Origin of the sequence: Vogesella sp. (assembly GCF_046297735.1) — a bacterium.
Lineage (GTDB): Bacteria > Pseudomonadota > Gammaproteobacteria > Burkholderiales > Chromobacteriaceae > Vogesella > Vogesella urethralis.
On the sequence record NZ_JBKBHK010000010.1, the window covers coordinates 52040 to 67506 of the forward strand.

Annotated in this window: 13 protein-coding genes and 1 pseudogene; 10 read left to right on the forward strand and 4 right to left on the reverse strand. The window is 63.8% G+C overall.

Annotated features, from left to right (window positions below):
* The first annotated feature begins 176 nt into the window (after window positions 1-176).
* The gene (locus tag ACK4FZ_RS12735; protein ID WP_409821463.1) at window positions 177-2489 is read left to right on the forward strand and encodes a YgiQ family radical SAM protein; all 2313 of its coding nucleotides are present in this window, start codon (window positions 177-179) and stop codon (window positions 2487-2489) included.
* Between the two features lie 110 nt (window positions 2490-2599).
* Window positions 2600-4081 carry a protein adenylyltransferase SelO gene (locus ACK4FZ_RS12740; protein WP_409821464.1) on the forward strand — a complete coding sequence of 494 codons (1482 nt, stop codon included), beginning with the start codon at window positions 2600-2602 and terminating at the stop codon, window positions 4079-4081.
* A 99-nt stretch (window positions 4082-4180) separates the two neighbouring features.
* Here ACK4FZ_RS12740 and ACK4FZ_RS12745 read toward each other — a convergent pair whose 3' ends face one another.
* Window positions 4181-5359 carry a GGDEF domain-containing protein gene (locus ACK4FZ_RS12745; RefSeq protein ID WP_409821466.1) on the reverse strand — a complete coding sequence of 393 codons (1179 nt, stop codon included), beginning with the start codon at window positions 5357-5359 and terminating at the stop codon, window positions 4181-4183.
* A 181-nt stretch (window positions 5360-5540) separates the two neighbouring features.
* Here ACK4FZ_RS12745 and ACK4FZ_RS12750 point away from each other — a divergent pair, with 181 nt between their 5' ends.
* Complete coding sequence (locus ACK4FZ_RS12750; protein WP_409821468.1) at window positions 5541-6470, forward strand: 2-hydroxyacid dehydrogenase; 930 nt, start codon at window positions 5541-5543, stop codon at window positions 6468-6470.
* 40 nt (window positions 6471-6510) lie between these two features.
* Here the strand turns inward: ACK4FZ_RS12750 and ACK4FZ_RS12755 are convergent, their stop codons facing one another.
* Both ACK4FZ_RS12755 and ACK4FZ_RS12760 read right to left on the reverse strand, forming a co-directional pair.
* Window positions 6511-7710 (reverse strand): GGDEF domain-containing protein, encoded by a 1200-nt coding sequence (locus ACK4FZ_RS12755; RefSeq protein WP_409821470.1) that lies wholly within the window; start codon window positions 7708-7710, stop codon window positions 6511-6513.
* 119 nt (window positions 7711-7829) lie between these two features.
* Window positions 7830-8264: a multidrug/biocide efflux PACE transporter gene (locus ACK4FZ_RS12760; RefSeq protein ID WP_409821472.1), complete on the reverse strand. Its 435-nt coding sequence runs from the start codon at window positions 8262-8264 to the stop codon at window positions 7830-7832.
* 86 nt (window positions 8265-8350) lie between these two features.
* Here ACK4FZ_RS12760 and ACK4FZ_RS12765 point away from each other — a divergent pair, with 86 nt between their 5' ends.
* From ACK4FZ_RS12765 to arsB, 7 genes and pseudogenes are all read left to right on the forward strand, one after another.
* A complete protein-coding gene (locus ACK4FZ_RS12765; RefSeq protein WP_409821474.1) occupies window positions 8351-9217 on the forward strand; it encodes a LysR family transcriptional regulator in 867 nt (288 codons plus the stop codon).
* A 124-nt stretch (window positions 9218-9341) separates the two neighbouring features.
* Complete coding sequence (locus tag ACK4FZ_RS12770; RefSeq protein ID WP_144373194.1) at window positions 9342-9851, forward strand: tyrosine-protein phosphatase; 510 nt, start codon at window positions 9342-9344, stop codon at window positions 9849-9851.
* A gap of 21 nt (window positions 9852-9872) precedes the next feature.
* Window positions 9873-10883, forward strand: coding sequence for an ArsJ-associated glyceraldehyde-3-phosphate dehydrogenase (locus tag ACK4FZ_RS12775; RefSeq protein WP_409821477.1), 1011 nt, complete (start codon window positions 9873-9875; stop codon window positions 10881-10883).
* Window positions 10884-10886: 3 nt separating this feature from the next.
* Window positions 10887-12122 (forward strand): organoarsenical effux MFS transporter ArsJ, encoded by a 1236-nt coding sequence (gene arsJ, locus ACK4FZ_RS12780; RefSeq protein WP_409821479.1) that lies wholly within the window; start codon window positions 10887-10889, stop codon window positions 12120-12122.
* Window positions 12119-12304: pseudogene (locus ACK4FZ_RS12785) on the forward strand (winged helix-turn-helix domain-containing protein); the annotation flags it as partial. The gene arsJ and the pseudogene ACK4FZ_RS12785, both read left to right, overlap by 4 nt.
* Window positions 12305-12493: 189 nt before the next feature.
* On the forward strand, window positions 12494-13015 hold the full coding sequence (locus tag ACK4FZ_RS12790) for an arsenate reductase ArsC (RefSeq protein ID WP_409821559.1): 522 nt from the start codon (window positions 12494-12496) through the stop codon (window positions 13013-13015).
* Window positions 13012-14076, forward strand: a complete 1065-nt coding sequence (arsB, locus tag ACK4FZ_RS12795) for an ACR3 family arsenite efflux transporter (RefSeq protein WP_409821481.1) — start codon at window positions 13012-13014, stop codon at window positions 14074-14076. Before ACK4FZ_RS12790 ends, arsB begins: the two co-directional genes overlap by 4 nt.
* A 78-nt stretch (window positions 14077-14154) precedes the next feature.
* Here the strand turns inward: arsB and ACK4FZ_RS12800 are convergent, their stop codons facing one another.
* Window positions 14155-15222 carry a PLP-dependent cysteine synthase family protein gene (locus tag ACK4FZ_RS12800; protein ID WP_409821483.1) on the reverse strand — a complete coding sequence of 356 codons (1068 nt, stop codon included), beginning with the start codon at window positions 15220-15222 and terminating at the stop codon, window positions 14155-14157.
* Window positions 15223-15467 lie beyond the last annotated feature (245 nt).

The following is a 15467-nucleotide window of genomic DNA, read 5'->3' on the forward strand; positions in this document are numbered from 1 at the left end:
CAAAGAATAGGCGGCAAATTCATCAGGGCTATTTGGCAGATTAATTATTGCCAGACACAAAATCCAGCCTTGCGGCAGGGTTATTCTGCGTCTATGTCGATGAAAAAAAAGCCTTTTTTCAGGTGAAAGCCTGTGCGCTTTCTGGCACAATGCGCGGTCTTCGAGAATAGACCTGCATGACAATGACGCTTCCTGCCGCACCCCAAGCCATCAACAGCTACCGCAAGTACTGGGCCCAGCGCTTTGGTACCGCCCCCTTCCTGCCCATGAGCCGCGCCGAAATGGACGAGCTGGGCTGGGATAGCTGCGACATCATCATCGTGTCCGGCGACTGCTATATCGACCACCCCAGCTTCGGCATGGCGCTGGTTGGCCGCTTGCTGGAGGCGCAGGGGTTCCGCGTGGGCATCATTGCGCAGCCGGACTGGAACAGCGCCGACGCTTTCCGCGCGCTGGGTAAGCCCAACCTGTTCTTCGGCGTGACCGCCGGCAACATGGACTCGATGATCAACCGCTACACCGCCGACCGCAAACCGCGCTCCGACGACGCCTACACCCCGCACGCCGAGCCGAACAAGCGCCCGGACCGTGCCGTTACCGTGTACGCGCAGCGCTGCCGCGAAGCCTTCCCCGGCGTAGGCGTGATGATCGGCTCTATCGAAGCCTCGCTGCGCCGCATCGCCCATTACGACTACTGGAGCGACAAGGTACGCCAGTCGGTGCTGGTGACGTCCAAGGCCGACATCCTGCTGTACGGCAACGCCGAGCGTGCGCTGGTGGAGATTGCCCACCGTGCCGCCCGTGGCGAGAAGCTGTCCGAGATGCGCGACATCCGCGGTACCGCCTTCATGGTGCCGCACGGCTGGAAGCCGGACGACGAGTGGCAGGAGATGGACTCCAGCGTGGTGGACACCCCCGGCAAGGTGGACGTGATCCTGAACCCGTACCAAGAGATTCCGGAGCAGGCTGCCGAGGCTACGGCGGCCAACGATCCGGCCAAGCCGCAGGTGATCCGCATTGAGTCGCGCGAAGAGCGCCTGGCCAAGCGCCGTGCCGAACGCGCCAAGACCGTGCTGCGCATTCCGTCTTACGAGGCGGTGGCGCACGACCCGGTACTGTACGCGCACGCCAGCCGCACGCTGCACCTGGAATCCAACCCCGGTAACGCCCGTGCACTGGTACAGCTGCACGGTACGCGCGACGTGTGGCTGAACGCGCCGCCGATTCCGCTGAGCACCGAAGAAATGGACTTCGTGTTCGGGCTGCCCTACGCCCGCAACCCGCACCCCAGCTACGGCGATGCCCACATCCCGGCCTGGGAGATGATCAAGTACTCGGTCAACATCATGCGCGGCTGTTTCGGCGGCTGTACCTTCTGTTCGATTACCGAGCACGAAGGCCGCATCATCCAGAGCCGCTCGGAGGAGTCCATCCTCAAGGAAATCGAGGAAATCCGCGACAAGACGCCGGGCTTCACCGGCCATATTTCCGACCTGGGCGGCCCCACCGCCAATATGTACCGGCTGTCGTGTAAAGACCCGGCTATTGAGCGTTCCTGTCGCAAGCTGTCCTGCGTGTACCCGGACATCTGCGAGAACCTGAATACCGACCACAGCCACCTGATCCAGCTGTACCGCAAGGCGCGCGCGCTGCCGGGCGTGAAGAAGATCAACATCCAGTCAGGCCTGCGGTACGACCTGGCGGTGAAATCGCCGGAGTACATCAAGGAGCTGGTACAGCACCACGTGGGCGGCTACCTGAAGATTGCACCGGAACACACCGAAGACGGCCCGCTGTCCAAGATGATGAAGCCGGGCATGGGCGCCTACGACAAGTTCAAAGAGCTGTTCGAGCGCTTCAGCCGCCAGGCCGGCAAGGAGCAGTACCTGATTCCGTACTTCATCGCCGCCCACCCCGGCACTAGCGACGAAGACATGGTCAACCTGGCGCTTTGGCTGAAGAAGAACAACTTCCGCCTCGATCAGGTGCAAACCTTCACCCCGACGCCGATGGCGCTGGCCACCACCATGTGGCACACCCGCCGCAACCCGTTGAAGCGCCTGTCGCGCAGCTCGGAAAAAGTGGACGTGGTGCGCGACGGCTACCGCCGCAAGCTGCACAAGGCGCTGCTGCGTTACCACCATGCGGATAACTGGCAGATCATCCACGACGCGCTGGTCGACATGGGCCGCACCGACCTGATCGGCCACGCCAAGCACTGCCTGATTCCGCCGACGCCGCCGGGTGACAAGGCCGCTGCTGCGCGTCACCGCTTTGCCGGCCAGAGCCTGGCCGCCCGCGCCAAGGCGCAGCAGGGCCAGCCGCGCAACTACGGCGGCCAACCCGGCAAGGGCAAGCCGGCCACCGCCAAGGCCCACGCCGGTAAACCGGCCGGCGCCAAGCCGGCAGGCAAACCGGCCGCCCCGCGTGCGGCTGCCACCGGCAAGCCGCAGGCCAAGCAGGGCGGCAAGGTTGGCCGCAGCCGCTAAGCCCGCTGTCTGGCCCGTCCACAAAGCCGCCGCCAGGCGGCTTTGTGCTGTCTGGCCGCACTTTTTATCGATAATGTCGTCCAAACCGCACCCACCTGCAGGAGCCCGCCATGATCCGCCTCCCGTTTGAACACAGCTACGCCGAGGCCTTGCCGCAAGCTGGCAGCCACGTTAGCCCTGCCAGCGCCAGCGCCAGCGCGCCGCAACTGCGCTACTGGAACACCCGCCTGGCCAGCGAGCTGGGCCTGGCGCCAGGGCTGGATGAGGCCGCGCTGGCCGCCTGTTTTTCCGGTGCCGCCGTGCCGGAAGGCGCGCAGCCGTTTGCCCAGGTGTACGCCGGCCACCAGTTCGGCGGCTATTCGCCGCAGCTGGGCGACGGCCGTGCGCTGTTGCTGGGCGAAGTGATCGACGTACAGGGCCAGCGCCGCGACATCGCGCTGAAAGGCAGCGGCCGCACGCCGTATTCGCGCCGTGGCGACGGCAAGGCGGCGCTGGGGCCGATGTTGCGCGAGGTGATCATCGGCGAGGCGATGCAGGCGCTGGGCATCCCCACCACCCGCGCGCTGGCGGTAGTGGCCACCGGCGATACCGTTTACCGCGACCGCCCGTTGCCGGGGGCGGTGCTGACACGGGTGGCGGCCAGCCATATCCGTGTCGGCACTTTCGAGTACTTTGCCAACCGTGGCGATCGCGACACCTTGGCCAAGCTGGCGCAGTACACGCTGCAGCGGCATTACCCGCAGCTGCAGGATGCGGCCAACCCTTACCTTGCCATGCTGGAGGCGGTGTGCCAGCGTCAGGCCAGGCTGTTGGCGCAGTGGCTGCACGTTGGCTTCATCCACGGCGTGATGAATACCGACAACATGACGCTGTCGGGCGAAACCATCGACTACGGCCCGTGCGCCTTCATGGACGCGTACGACCCGGCCACGGTATTCAGCTCCATCGATGAACGCGGCCGCTACGCCTACGGCAACCAGCCCGCCATCGCGCAGTGGAACCTGGCGCGGCTGGCGGAAGCACTGCTGCCGCTGCTGGATGCTGCCGATATGGATGCTGCGGTGGCGCAGGCCACCGAGGTCATCCACCGCTTCCAGGACCACTACCAGCAAGCCTGGCTGGCACAGGCACGGCGCAAGCTGGGGCTCGTCAGCGAGCAGCCCGGCGACCAGGCACTGGCTGATGACTGGCTGACCTTGCTGCAACAGCAACAGGCCGATTTCACGCTGGCGTGGCGCTATCTGGCCGACGTGCTGGACGGGGATGGCGGCGTGCGGCTGGCGGCGCTGTGCACTGATGGCGCGGCGCTGCAGCCGTGGCTGGCGCGCTGGCAGCACCGGTTGGCCGCAGACGGTATCGACGCGCAGAGCGTTGCCCGCGACCTGCGTGCGGCCAACCCCTTGTACATTCCGCGTAACCATCTGGTGGAAGAGGCGTTGGCGGCAGCCAGCGAGTACGGCGATACCACCTTGCTGCAGCGCTTGCTGACGGTGCTGGCGGACCCGTATACCGAATGGCCGGAGCTGGCGCGCTATGCGCAGCCGGCAAGCGCCGAGCTAGCGCGTGGCTATCGCACGTTCTGCGGTACCTGAGCCTGCGCCTGGGCTGACAGGCCAGGCTGCTATGCCGGTTGTTTGCCGCAGGGTTATCGCCAGGTAAGCGTTGCCTGGCACACAGGGCGCCAGCCAGCGCTAGACCAGGCTGACGGCCAGTACGGCAGCCTCTACCCGGTTGCGGCCGTTACGTTTGGCTTTGTACAGTGCTTCGTCTGCCGCACTCATCAGCGCATCCATGTCCATGCCGTCCTGCGTGGCGCAGGCAACGCCGAAGCTGGCGGTGAGTCGCAGCGGCTTGTCATCGAAGACCAGCTGCTGCCGCGCCAGTGTGTCACGCAAGGTTTCGGCCAGGGCCAGCCCCTCCGGTAGCGAGCTTTCCTGCAGCACCATGCAGAACTCTTCCCCACCCAGCCGGTAGGCGCGGATGCGGTCGGTAGTGTGTACCATCATCGTGCGGCCTACGACTTGCAACACTTCGTCGCCGATGTGATGGCCAAAGTTGTCGTTGATCGCCTTGAAGTGATCGATATCGACAAACACGACACACAGACGCTGGCGGTAGGCTTTGGGGTGATCGACATAGCTGCGGTTAAGCGAACGGCGGTTGTGCAGGCCGGTGAGCGGGTCGCGGTGCGACATGGTGTGCAGTTGCCGGGTGATACGGGTACCCAGCCGCACGATGGACATCATGTTGAAGAAGGCCGCCATCACCATATAGAACACGGTTTGTTGCACATTGAGGTCGCTGGCCACGGTTACTTCTGGCAGAACGGCGTCGCCCAGTATTGGCCTGGCAATGCTGCTGGCTAACAGATACATGGCAAACAGCAGCAGGGGCAAATGCAGTATCCAGGTTGACCAGCCCGGAAACTCCCGGATAGCCATGCCATGCATCTGGCGCAGGCCAATCAGGATCACGACGGCCAGCATGCTGTTGAGCACGCTGATACGGTAGGGCGCTACCAGCGGTAACCAGCCCATCACGAAAATGATGCTGCCGGCAGAAAAGGTCAGCAGCCAGATACGCACATGGCTGATGCGCGGCAGGCAGAAAAAGACCCGGTTAGCGTTGGCACCATAGATAAAGCCGGCCAGCAGCAAGCCTGACATGGCGGCGTAAGGCAGGCTGTCCAGCATCTGCTGGCCAGGCAGGATGGCCGGTAGCAGCAGGCCGGTTGCCATACAGAACGCCGCCAGCGTGTTTTGCAGCAATAGCGGGCCATGGCCCTTGAACTGGGTTTGCGATAGTAACCAGGCAAGGGCATACAGATAAAGCTGGGTGACCAGAAGCAGCCAGTGCGCGTGGTATTGCATAAGCTTCCTTGGTAGATGGCTTATCTATATCTATGGTTTTACTAGGCTTATGCGGCTTTTTCAACTATTTATCCATACAGCTATCATACTTATTGAAAGATGATGGTTTAGTACCGCCAGAGGCTTGGCCGCCGCCTCAGGATTGTTTATAAGGGGGTGTCTCTTTTTTGTCAGCGCCATCATGATCCTGCTGCATACCCCCAGCCCGAAAGAAGTCGCTGCCTATCTGGCTTTGTTTCGTCAGGCCCTGCCCCAGTTCACTTTTGTCACACTGGCAGAGCAGCCAGCGCCGACACAACTGCGCTACGTCATCACTTGGGGGCCGCCGCCGCAGCTGTTTGACGGTTTGACAGCGCTGGAAGGCGTGTTTGCGCTGGGTGCCGGTGTAGATAAGTTGCTAGCCCGCGAAGACCTGTCGCCCAATGTACCGATTTACCGCTTGCTGGACGGCGGCATGGCTGCGCAGATGCTGGAGTACGTGCGCTACGGAGTGTTGTCCTACCAGCGCCATATGGACGTGTACCGGCGCCAGCAGGCTGCCGGCGTGTGGAAGATGCTGCCGCCACGGCAGCCGCAGGATGTACGGGTAGGGGTGCTGGGCCTGGGTGAAATCGGTCTGGCGGTAGCCCGGGGGCTGCACGCTGACGGCTACCGGGTGCAAGGCTGGAGCCGTACCCCGCGTCAGCTGGCGGACTTGCCCAGCTACCATGGTCGTGAAGGCCTGCTGTCGCTGCTGGCCGGTAGCGATGTGCTGGCTTGCGTGCTGCCTTCCACGCCGGAAACCATCGGTCTGCTGGATGAGGAAGCGCTGGCACGGTTACCTGCCGGTGCCATGCTGATCAATGCCGGCCGCGGCGATCTGCTGGACGAGCAGGCCTTGCTGGCGGCGCTCGATAGCGGGCAGCTGCGCTGTGCTCAGCTGGACGTGTTTGCCAGCGAACCGCTACCGGCGGACAGCCGCCTGTGGCAGCACCCTGCCGTGACGGTGACACCCCACATCGCTGCCATTACCTTGCGGCAGCAGGCCGTGGCGCAGATTGCGGCCAACCTGACCCGCTTGCAGCAAGGCTTGCCTGCAATGGGCAAGGTAGTACGGCAGCGCGGTTATTAGTAGCGCCGCGCTATTGAGGCCCTGTTGGCTGGCGCGTGGCTCAAGGGCAGGACGAGCTGGCGGGCCGTGGGGTAATGACCGGGCCCGGTCTGGCAGGGCTGACGCAATTGCGGCCTTGCTGTTTGGCCGCATACATTGCCATGTCGGCACTATTGAGCACCTGCTCCAGCCGCTGCAGTCTGGCATTGCCTTCGGCGACGCCCAGGCTGGCGGTAATCTTGATGTTCTGGCCATGACTGACCGGTGGGCTGTTGTCGATGTGGTGGCGAACCGTCTCTGCCAGCTGCAAAGCTTGGCCTTGCGGCTCACCTAGCAGAATCAGGGCAAACTCCTCGCCACCCAGGCGGTAGACCTGACAGTGCGGTTGGCTGTAGCGGGCCAGAATCTCACCCACTCGTGCCAGTACGGCGTCTCCGGCGCTATGGCCTAACTGATCGTTGATCTGCTTGAAATGGTCGATGTCGATGACCACGACGCTGTAGCAGGCAAACTGTTGTAAATAGGTTTCGGTCAGCTGGGTATGCAAGGCACGGCGGTTGAGTAGCCCGGTGAGCGGGTCGTGCTGCGACAAGCGATGCAACTGCCTGGCCATGCGGGCGGCAATGCGCACCGTGGTAGTGAGGTTGAAAATGGCCGACATCACCATGAACATTACTGCTTGCAGCAAATTGTTGGCGTTGGGCTGGTACAGCTCCGGCACCACGTTTTCGCCCAGCATCAGCCTTAATACGCCGCGCAGTAGAAAAAACAGGCCGAATACATAGGCTGACAGGTGCAGCAGCCAGGTACCAATGCCGGGGAATTCCTGTCGTGACGCTTCGTGTACGCGCCAGGTTACCCACAGGATGATGCCCCCGCTTTGCAGTGATAGCAGCGCCAGACGCCAGTCATGCCAGCCCAGTTGCCCCAGCCACAACAGAGGCAGGCTGGCGCAGAAGCCGGCAAGCAATAGTCTGGGGTAGGAAAATGCGGGCATCCGCATGAAAAGCAGGCTGCCGTTGGCCGCAAACAGAAACCCCATCAGCAACACGAACGACAGCAGGGTATACGGCAGCGGTAGCGATAGCGTTTGCGGGGATACCAGCATGCATAGCAGGATGCCGCTGGCCAGACATAGCGAAGACAGACCGTATTGCCACAACAGATGGCGCATGTTGCGAATCAGCAGGATAGCCAGCAGCCACCCCACGCCATAGAGGTAAAACTGTACGACAAGCAATAGCCATTGGGTTTGGCTCATGGCCTTCCGATCCGTTGCGGTAAGCAGCCTGGCTGCCCTGATGCGCCATTCTTGCTGCCCGCCCCGGTGGCGACAACCTATCTATAAGACCCTACCGTTGCTGGTGTTGCGTGCTTTCTTCACTTGGCAGGCAAGGCTACCCAGCGCAAGCGCAGGCGGTCATACAGCCAGTTGAATACGTAGGTATAAGGCAAGAAAAACAGCAAAATGCCAATGTCCAAAAGCAGCGCTTGCCAGTAACTCACCTGCATCCACCACGCCACTACCGGTACACAAATGAACACCAGGCCGCCTTCAAACAGGATGGCGTGCAGGGTGCGTACCGCGGGGGTACGCTGCCAGCCATAGTAACGCTCCAGGCGCTCGAACAAGGCGCCAAACAGCATGTTCCAGCTCATCGCCAGCGTGCTGAGCATGATGGCCAGCACGCCCATCTGTGCCGGGCTGTGCCCCAGCAGCCAGCTGCCCAGCGGCACCAGCAGCGCCATGGCGCACACTTCGTACAGCACGGCGTGCACGATGCGCTCCAGCGGGGTTTTGGTGTGAGTCTGCATGATGAAGCACCTGTATCGACGGGAATGGCGGCAGTGTGATAGGTTTTCCCGCTATCTAAAAGCTAGCTACCATCGGAGAAGCCGATATGTCATTTAGTCAGGATGCGCTGATGGCGTTTGTCGCGGCAGTAGACCACGGTTCGATCTCGGCAGGTGCCAGGCAACTGGGCAAACGCCAGTCCACGCTGAGCGAAAGCCTGGCCAACCTTGAAATCGACCTCGGCCTCACGCTGTTCCAGCGTGGTAGCCGCCAACTGACCCTGACTGCCGAAGGTCAGCGCCTGTTGCCGCTGGCGCGCCAGGCGCTGGCCGCGCATGACAGCCTGCAACTGGAAGCCGCAGCCTTGCAAAGCGGTGTCGAACCACGGCTGACGCTGGTGCTGTCCGATACCTTTCACACCGGCAGCCTGGAAGCGGCCTTGCAAGCGTTTGCCGACCAGTACCCGCATACCGAGCTGGAGTGCCTGGTGGGCGAGCAGGACGACGTGCTGGCGCTGGTACGCAGCGGCCGTGCCCAGCTGGGCCTGCTGCCCGGCATGGCCCGTGTCGGCAGCGAGTTTGCCACCCAGGTGCTGGCACAGCAGGCCAGCACCTCGCTCTACGTGGCACCAAGCCATCCGCTGGCGCAGGCCAGCCCGCTGGAGGCGACCGCGCTGCAAGCGCACCGCCGGCTGCAACTGCAAACCTTCAGCGCCCGCAGCGCACCGGACAGCAGTGCAGGGCGCTGCTGGTTTGCCCCCAGTTACCTGCTGCTGCTGGAAATGACGCAGCTGGGCTTTGGCTGGGCCGAGCTGCCGGACTGGCTGGTGGCGCGTTATGCACCCGAGCTCCACCCGCTGCCGCTGCCGGGTTGGCCGCAACGGCAGCCGCTGTATGCGGTGTGGCTGCGCCAGCAGCCCCCCGGCCCCGCGGCAGCGTGGATGCTGCGCTGTTTTGGCCAGCCTGCGGCCTGATCTCACCGACGTGTCATCTATTTGTCACCTGGCAGGGATAGACTACATTTCAACAGTTCTTGTAATATTGATTTTACTGCTGCCAGCGTGCTGCTGGCCGTAGCTACCAGACCGGAGCCTGACCATGCCGCATCCCTTTGACCTGCTTCCCCTGCCCAGCCAGCAAGGCGGGCTATTGCTTACCCCGTGCCCCGGCTTGCGTGACAGCAGCGTCAGCCAGGCCTTGGCCACCCTGCAGCTGGCGGGTGCCAGCGGCGTGATCAGCCTGATGCCGATGAGCGAACTGCAACACAACGCTGCCGACAGTATCGGTACCACTTGCGGCCAACTTGGCCTGGCTTGGTATCACCTGCCGGTGGCGGACGAAAGCGCACCCTTGGCCGATTTTGATAGCGCCTGGCAGGCTGCCGCGCCAGATCTGCTGGCCCGCTTGCGTGCTGGCGAGTACCTCGCCATCCACTGCAAGGGTGGCTCGGGTCGTACCGGTCTGATCGCCGCCCGCATCCTGATCGCCTTCGGCGTACCGCACGACGAGGCGGTAGCCCAGGTGCAGGCGCTGCGGCCCAATGCCATCCAGCACCCGGTACACCGCGCTTGGTTGGCGCAATTCAACCCGGCTGCCCCCCATTCCTGAATCTGTTTGCGAGACATCACCATGACCATCAAGATCGGTATCAACGGTTTCGGCCGCATCGGCCGCCTGGCACTGCGTGCCGCCTGGGCCTGGCCCGAGTTTGAATTCGTGCACATCAACGACCCGGCCGGCGACGCGGAAACCCACGCCCATCTGCTGAACTTCGACTCGGTACACGGCCGCTGGGGCCACGAGGCCAGCGCGGTGGACGGCGCCATCGTCATTGACGGCAAGCGCATCAGCGTCAGCCACAACAAGGCGATTGCCGATACCGACTGGCGCGGCTGCGATGTGGTGATCGAAGCCAGCGGCAAGATGAAAACCGTGGCCGTGCTGCAGGCCTACCTGGAACAGGGCGTGAAGCGCGTGGTGGTGAGTGCGCCGGTGAAAGAGGCGGGCGCGCTGAACGTGGTGATGGGCGTCAACCAGCAGCTGTTCGACCCGGCCGTACACCGTATCGTTACTGCCGCCTCGTGCACCACCAACTGTCTGGCGCCGGTGGTGAAGGTGATTCACGAAACCTTCGGCATCCGCCACGGCAGCATTACCACCATTCACGATCTGACCAACACGCAGAGCATTCTGGACCAGCCGCACAAAGACCTGCGCCGCGCCCGCGCCAGCGGCATGAGCCTGATCCCCACCACCACCGGCTCGGCCACTGCCATTGCCGAGATCTTTCCCGAGCTGCGCGGCCGCCTGAACGGCCACGCCGTGCGCGTGCCGCTGGCCAACGCCTCGCTCACCGACTGCGTGTTTGAAGTAGAACGCGCCACCACGGCCGAGGAAGTCAACGCCGCGCTGCAGCACGCGGCCAACCATACGCTGCAAGGCATTCTGGGCTACGAGCCGCGCCCGCTGGTGTCCATCGACTACCGTACCGACCCGCGCTCGTCGATTATCGATGCGCCGTCCACCCTGGTGGTGAACGGCACCCAGGTGAAGCTGTACGCCTGGTACGACAACGAATGGGGCTACGCCAACCGCACCGTAGAGCTGGCGCGGCTGGTGGGCCTGGCTGACCAGGGCTAAGCGATGCAGGCGCTTTCCACGCTGTCGCCGGCCATCCGCCAGTACCTGCTGGTAACGGCCAACTACTGGGCGTTCACTCTCACCGACGGCGCGCTGCGCATGCTGGTGGTGCTGCACTTTCACCAGCTGGGCTACGCCCCCTTGCAAATTGCCGCCCTGTTCTTGTTCTACGAGGTGTTCGGCGTGGTCACCAATCTGGTGGGCGGCTATCTGGGCGCACGGCTGGGGCTGAACCGTACCATGAACCTGGGCCTGGCATTGCAGGTACTGGCGCTGCTGATGTTGGCCGCACCGGCCGCCATGCTGACCGTGCCGTACGTGATGGCCAGCCAGGCGCTGTCCGGCATTGCAAAAGACCTGAACAAGATGTCGGCCAAAAGCAGCATCAAGCTGCTGGTACCGGACGGCGAGCAGGGCACGCTGTACCGCTGGGTGGCGCTGCTGACCGGTTCCAAGAACGCGCTGAAAGGCGTGGGCTTCTTTCTGGGTGGTGCCTTGCTGGCCACGCTGGGCTTTGGCGGCGCGGTGCTGGGCATGGCGGCGGTATTGGCGGCGATCTGGCTGTTCAGCCTGTGGCAGCTGCGGCAAGACCTGGGCAAGGCCAAAGCCAAGCCAAAGTTTCGCGAGCTGCTGTCGAAAAGCCCGGCCATCAACGGGCTGTCGGTGGCGCGGCTGTTTCTGTTTGGCGCACGCGACGTGTGGTTTGTGGTGGCGCTGCCGGTGTACCTCAGCACCGTGTTTGGCTGGGATTTCTGGCAGGTAGGCGGCTTTCTGGCGGCGTGGGTCATCGGCTACGGCGTGGTGCAGACGCTGGCGCCAGCCATCACCGGCAAAAAGCAGGACAGGGTGCCGGATGGCCGTAGCGCTTTTGCATGGGCCGCCCTGCTGGCCGGCCTGCCCGCTGCCATGGCCTTAGGGTTGGCCGCAGGCTGGCCCGCTGGCTGGGTGGTACTGGGCGGGCTGGCGCTGTTTGGCGTGCTGTTTGCGGTGAACTCGTCGCTGCATAGCTACCTCATCGTGAGCTACGCCAAGGCCGACGGCGTGTCGCTGGACGTGGGTTTTTACTATATGTCCAACGCCATGGGCCGCCTCGTCGGCACCGTGCTGTCCGGCTGGGTGTACCAGCAGTACGGTCTGGCCGCCTGCCTGTGGATTTCCACCGTATTTATTACCGTGGCCGCGCTGGTGTCGCTGGCCCTGCCGCAGCATGCGGCCAACCCTGCCCGAGAAAACGCATGAGCCTGCCCAAAGAAAGCGCCGTCAAACTGTTCGAAGCGCTGGCCTCCGGTGTGCGGCTGGATATCTACCGCCTGCTGGTACGCCAAGGCCACGAAGGCATGGTTGCCGGCCAGATTGCGGCCAACCTGGACCTGCCGGCCAATAATGTGTCCTTTCACCTGAAAGGCATGAGCCACGCCGGGCTGGTGACGGTGGCGCAGGAAGGCCGCTTTCAGCGCTACCGCGCCAACCTGGCGCTGATGCAGCAACTGCTGGCCTACCTCACCGATGAATGCTGCGCCGGCCAGCCACAGCAGTGCCCGGAGCTGGCATTGCCGTGCTGCCCGCCGCCGGTTGCCCCGATTCCGATGTCTATCATGGAGCCTGACATCATGTCCGATCGTGTCTACAACGTGCTGTTCATCTGCAGCGGCAACAGTGCCCGCAGCATCATGGCCGAAGCCATCCTCAACCAGCTGGGCGAAGGCCGCTTCCGTGCCTTTAGCGCGGGCAGCCACCCGCGCGGCTTTGTGCACCCGCAAACGCTGGCCACGCTGCAACAGCACCAGCACGACCCGGCCAGCGCACGCTGCAAGAGCTGGGACGAGTTTGCCGGCCCCGATGCGCCGGCAATGGATTTTGTGTTTACCGTGTGCGACGCCGCCGCCGGAGAGGTCTGCCCGGCCTGGCCCGGCCAGCCGATGACCGCGCACTGGGGCTTTGCCGACCCGGCAGCGGTAACGGGCGACGAGGCCGCGCAGCACAAAGCCTTTGTGCGCACCTACCGCGACATCACCACCCGCCTGCGCCTGTTCCTCAGCCTGCCCCTGCACAAGTTGGACCGCCTGGCGCTGCAGCATGCAGTGCACGACATTGGCCGGCCAGACACGCTGAGCGGCGAGACGCTGGCATGAGCAGCACTTGCGACACCCGGCCGCCGTCTGCGGCCAACGGCATGAGCCTGTTCGAGCGCTACCTCAGCGCCTGGGTGGCCGCCTGTATCGTGGTGGGCATCGGCCTGGGCCAGCTGTGGCCGCAGGGCTTTGCCGCGTTGGCCGCCATGGAAATCGCCCGCGTCAACCTGCCGGTGGGCGTGCTGGTGTGGGTGATGATCATCCCCATGTTGCTGAAGATCGACTTTGGCGCGCTGCACCAGGTGCGCCAGCACGTACGCGGCATCGGCGTCACCCTGTTTGTGAACTGGCTGGTCAAGCCGTTTTCCATGGCCCTGCTGGGCTGGCTGTTCGTGCGCCAGCTGTTTGCGCCGTGGCTGCCGGCCGACCAACTGGACAGCTACGTGGCCGGGCTGATCCTGCTGGCGGCCGCACCGTGCACCGCCATGGTGTTTGTGTGGAGCCGGCTTACCGGGGGCGACCCGTACTTTACGCTGTCGCAAGTGGCGCTAAACGACCTGATCATGGTGTTTGCCTTTGCCCCGTTGGTGGCGCTGCTGCTGGGCGTGTCCAGCATCGCCGTGCCGTGGGCTACGCTGCTGACCTCGGTGCTGTTGTACATCGTGCTGCCGGTGCTGCTGGCACAGGCGCTGCGCAGGTGGCTGCTGGCACGCGGCCCGGCTGCGTTCGAGCGGGCCATGGCCGCCATCCAGCCGTGGTCGATGGCGGCGCTGCTGCTGACGCTGGTGCTGTTGTTTGCCTTTCAGGGCCAGGCCATCCTGGCGCAGCCGCTGGTGATCGTGCTGCTGGCAGTGCCCATCCTGATCCAGGTACTGTTCAACGCTGGCCTGGCCTACTGGCTGAACCGGCGTCTGGGCGAGCAGCACAGCGTTGCCTGCCCGTCGGCACTGATTGGCGCGTCCAACTTTTTCGAGCTGGCGGTGGCCGCCGCCATCAGCCTGTTCGGCCTGCACTCCGGCGCCGCGCTGGCCACGGTAGTGGGGGTGCTGATCGAGGTGCCGGTGATGTTGCTGGTGGTACGCGTCGTCAACGCCAGCCGTGGCTGGTACCAGCAAGCTTAAGGTTGGCCGCACGGCGTCTGGGGTAGCAAAAAGCCGATGGCGAGTGCCATCGGCTTTTTTTGTAGACAGCGCGGGTGTTTACTGCGGCGGCTGCCACACGCCATCGTGGAAGAAGCGGCGGTAGCTGTGCAGCCACGGCTGGATGTCGTGGCCGCCGGCGGCCAACCAGTCCGGGTTGTAGTAGCTGTTCAGGTAGCGGCTGCCGTCGTCGCAGATCATGGTGACGATGCTGCCCTGTTCGCCACGCTGCAGCATGTCGGCCATCAGCAGGCACACACCGTAGAAGTTGGTGCCGGTAGAGCCGCCGCACTTGCGGCCCAGCACTTCTTCCAGAAAGTGGATGGCGGCGTAGCTGGCCACGTTGGGCACGCGGATCATGTGGTCGATCACGGTGGGGATGAACGACGGCTCCACCCGCGGGCGGCCAATGCCTTCCACACCGGAGCCCCCTTCGCAGCTACAGTGCGCGTCGCCGCTGACGTAGCTGGCGTAAAAGGCCGAGTTTTCCGGGTCCACCACGCATACCTGCGTCTGTTTTTGCTGGTAGCGCACGTAGCGGCCAAAGGTGGCGCTGGTGCCGCCGGTGCCGGCGCCGCATACAATCCAGCGCGGCTCCGGCTGTGGTTCCAGCGCCATCTGGCGGAAGATGGTGTCGGCAATATTGTTGTTGCCGCGCCAGTCGGTGGCGCGCTCGGCGTAGGTGAACTGGTCCATGTAGTGGCCGTTCAGCTCGCGCGCCAGGCGCTGCGATTCGTCGTAGATGGTGGCCGGGTCGTCCACCAGGTGGCAGCGGCCGCCGTAAAACTCGATGGCGCGAATCTTCTCGCACGAGGTGCTGGCCGGCATCACCGCAATAAAGGGCAAGCCCAGCAGGCGGGCAAAGTAAGCCTCCGACACCGCGGTGCTGCCGCTGGACGCCTCGATCACCGGCGTGCCTTCCTTGATCCAGCCATTGCTCAGCGCGTACAGAAACAGCGAGCGCGCCAGCCGGTGCTTCAGGCTGCCGGTAGGGTGGGTGGACTCGTCCTTGAAATACAGCTGGATGCCGGGCGCCGCCGGCAGCACCAGCGGAATCAGGTGGGTGTCGCTGCTACGGTTGAAATCGGCCTCGATCTTGCGAATGGCCTGCATCAGCCAGCTTGTCATGGTGTCTCCTCGCCGGCCCAGGTTGGCCGCAAACGTCTTATTGGATACAAACCATTGTAGCGGGCTAAAACTGTGGCCATCAGTGGCAGCAGTGGCACAAAACGGGGATACAGTTGGCGGGCTCGGATGGGGGCGGCAGGGTGGGATGAAGGTAGGGGAGGCGGTAGGGTGGGCAAAGCGCAGCGTGCCCACCAAGTCTTTATGTGGATAAGTAGTGGGCACAGGGTGTGGGCGTGATGGCGTAG

Excerpts from the sequence above, each read along its gene's own strand:
- ACK4FZ_RS12740 (WP_409821464.1), top strand. The coding sequence starts at position 2,600 with ATGATCCGCCTCCCGTTTGAACACAGCTACGCCGAGGCCTTGCCGCAA.
- ACK4FZ_RS12765 (WP_409821474.1), top strand. The coding sequence starts at position 8,351 with ATGTCATTTAGTCAGGATGCGCTGATGGCGTTTGTCGCGGCAGTAGAC.
- arsB (WP_409821481.1), top strand. The coding sequence starts at position 13,012 with ATGAGCAGCACTTGCGACACCCGGCCGCCGTCTGCGGCCAACGGCATG.
- ACK4FZ_RS12735 (WP_409821463.1), top strand. The coding sequence starts at position 177 with ATGACAATGACGCTTCCTGCCGCACCCCAAGCCATCAACAGCTACCGC.
- ACK4FZ_RS12775 (WP_409821477.1), top strand. The coding sequence starts at position 9,873 with ATGACCATCAAGATCGGTATCAACGGTTTCGGCCGCATCGGCCGCCTG.
- ACK4FZ_RS12770 (WP_144373194.1), top strand. The coding sequence starts at position 9,342 with ATGCCGCATCCCTTTGACCTGCTTCCCCTGCCCAGCCAGCAAGGCGGG.
- ACK4FZ_RS12760 (WP_409821472.1), bottom strand. The coding sequence starts at position 8,264 with ATGCAGACTCACACCAAAACCCCGCTGGAGCGCATCGTGCACGCCGTG.
- ACK4FZ_RS12800 (WP_409821483.1), bottom strand. The coding sequence starts at position 15,222 with ATGACAAGCTGGCTGATGCAGGCCATTCGCAAGATCGAGGCCGATTTC.
- ACK4FZ_RS12790 (WP_409821559.1), top strand. The coding sequence starts at position 12,494 with ATGTCCGATCGTGTCTACAACGTGCTGTTCATCTGCAGCGGCAACAGT.
- ACK4FZ_RS12745 (WP_409821466.1), bottom strand. The coding sequence starts at position 5,359 with ATGCAATACCACGCGCACTGGCTGCTTCTGGTCACCCAGCTTTATCTG.
- ACK4FZ_RS12750 (WP_409821468.1), top strand. The coding sequence starts at position 5,541 with ATGATCCTGCTGCATACCCCCAGCCCGAAAGAAGTCGCTGCCTATCTG.
- ACK4FZ_RS12755 (WP_409821470.1), bottom strand. The coding sequence starts at position 7,710 with ATGAGCCAAACCCAATGGCTATTGCTTGTCGTACAGTTTTACCTCTAT.
- arsJ (WP_409821479.1), top strand. The coding sequence starts at position 10,887 with ATGCAGGCGCTTTCCACGCTGTCGCCGGCCATCCGCCAGTACCTGCTG.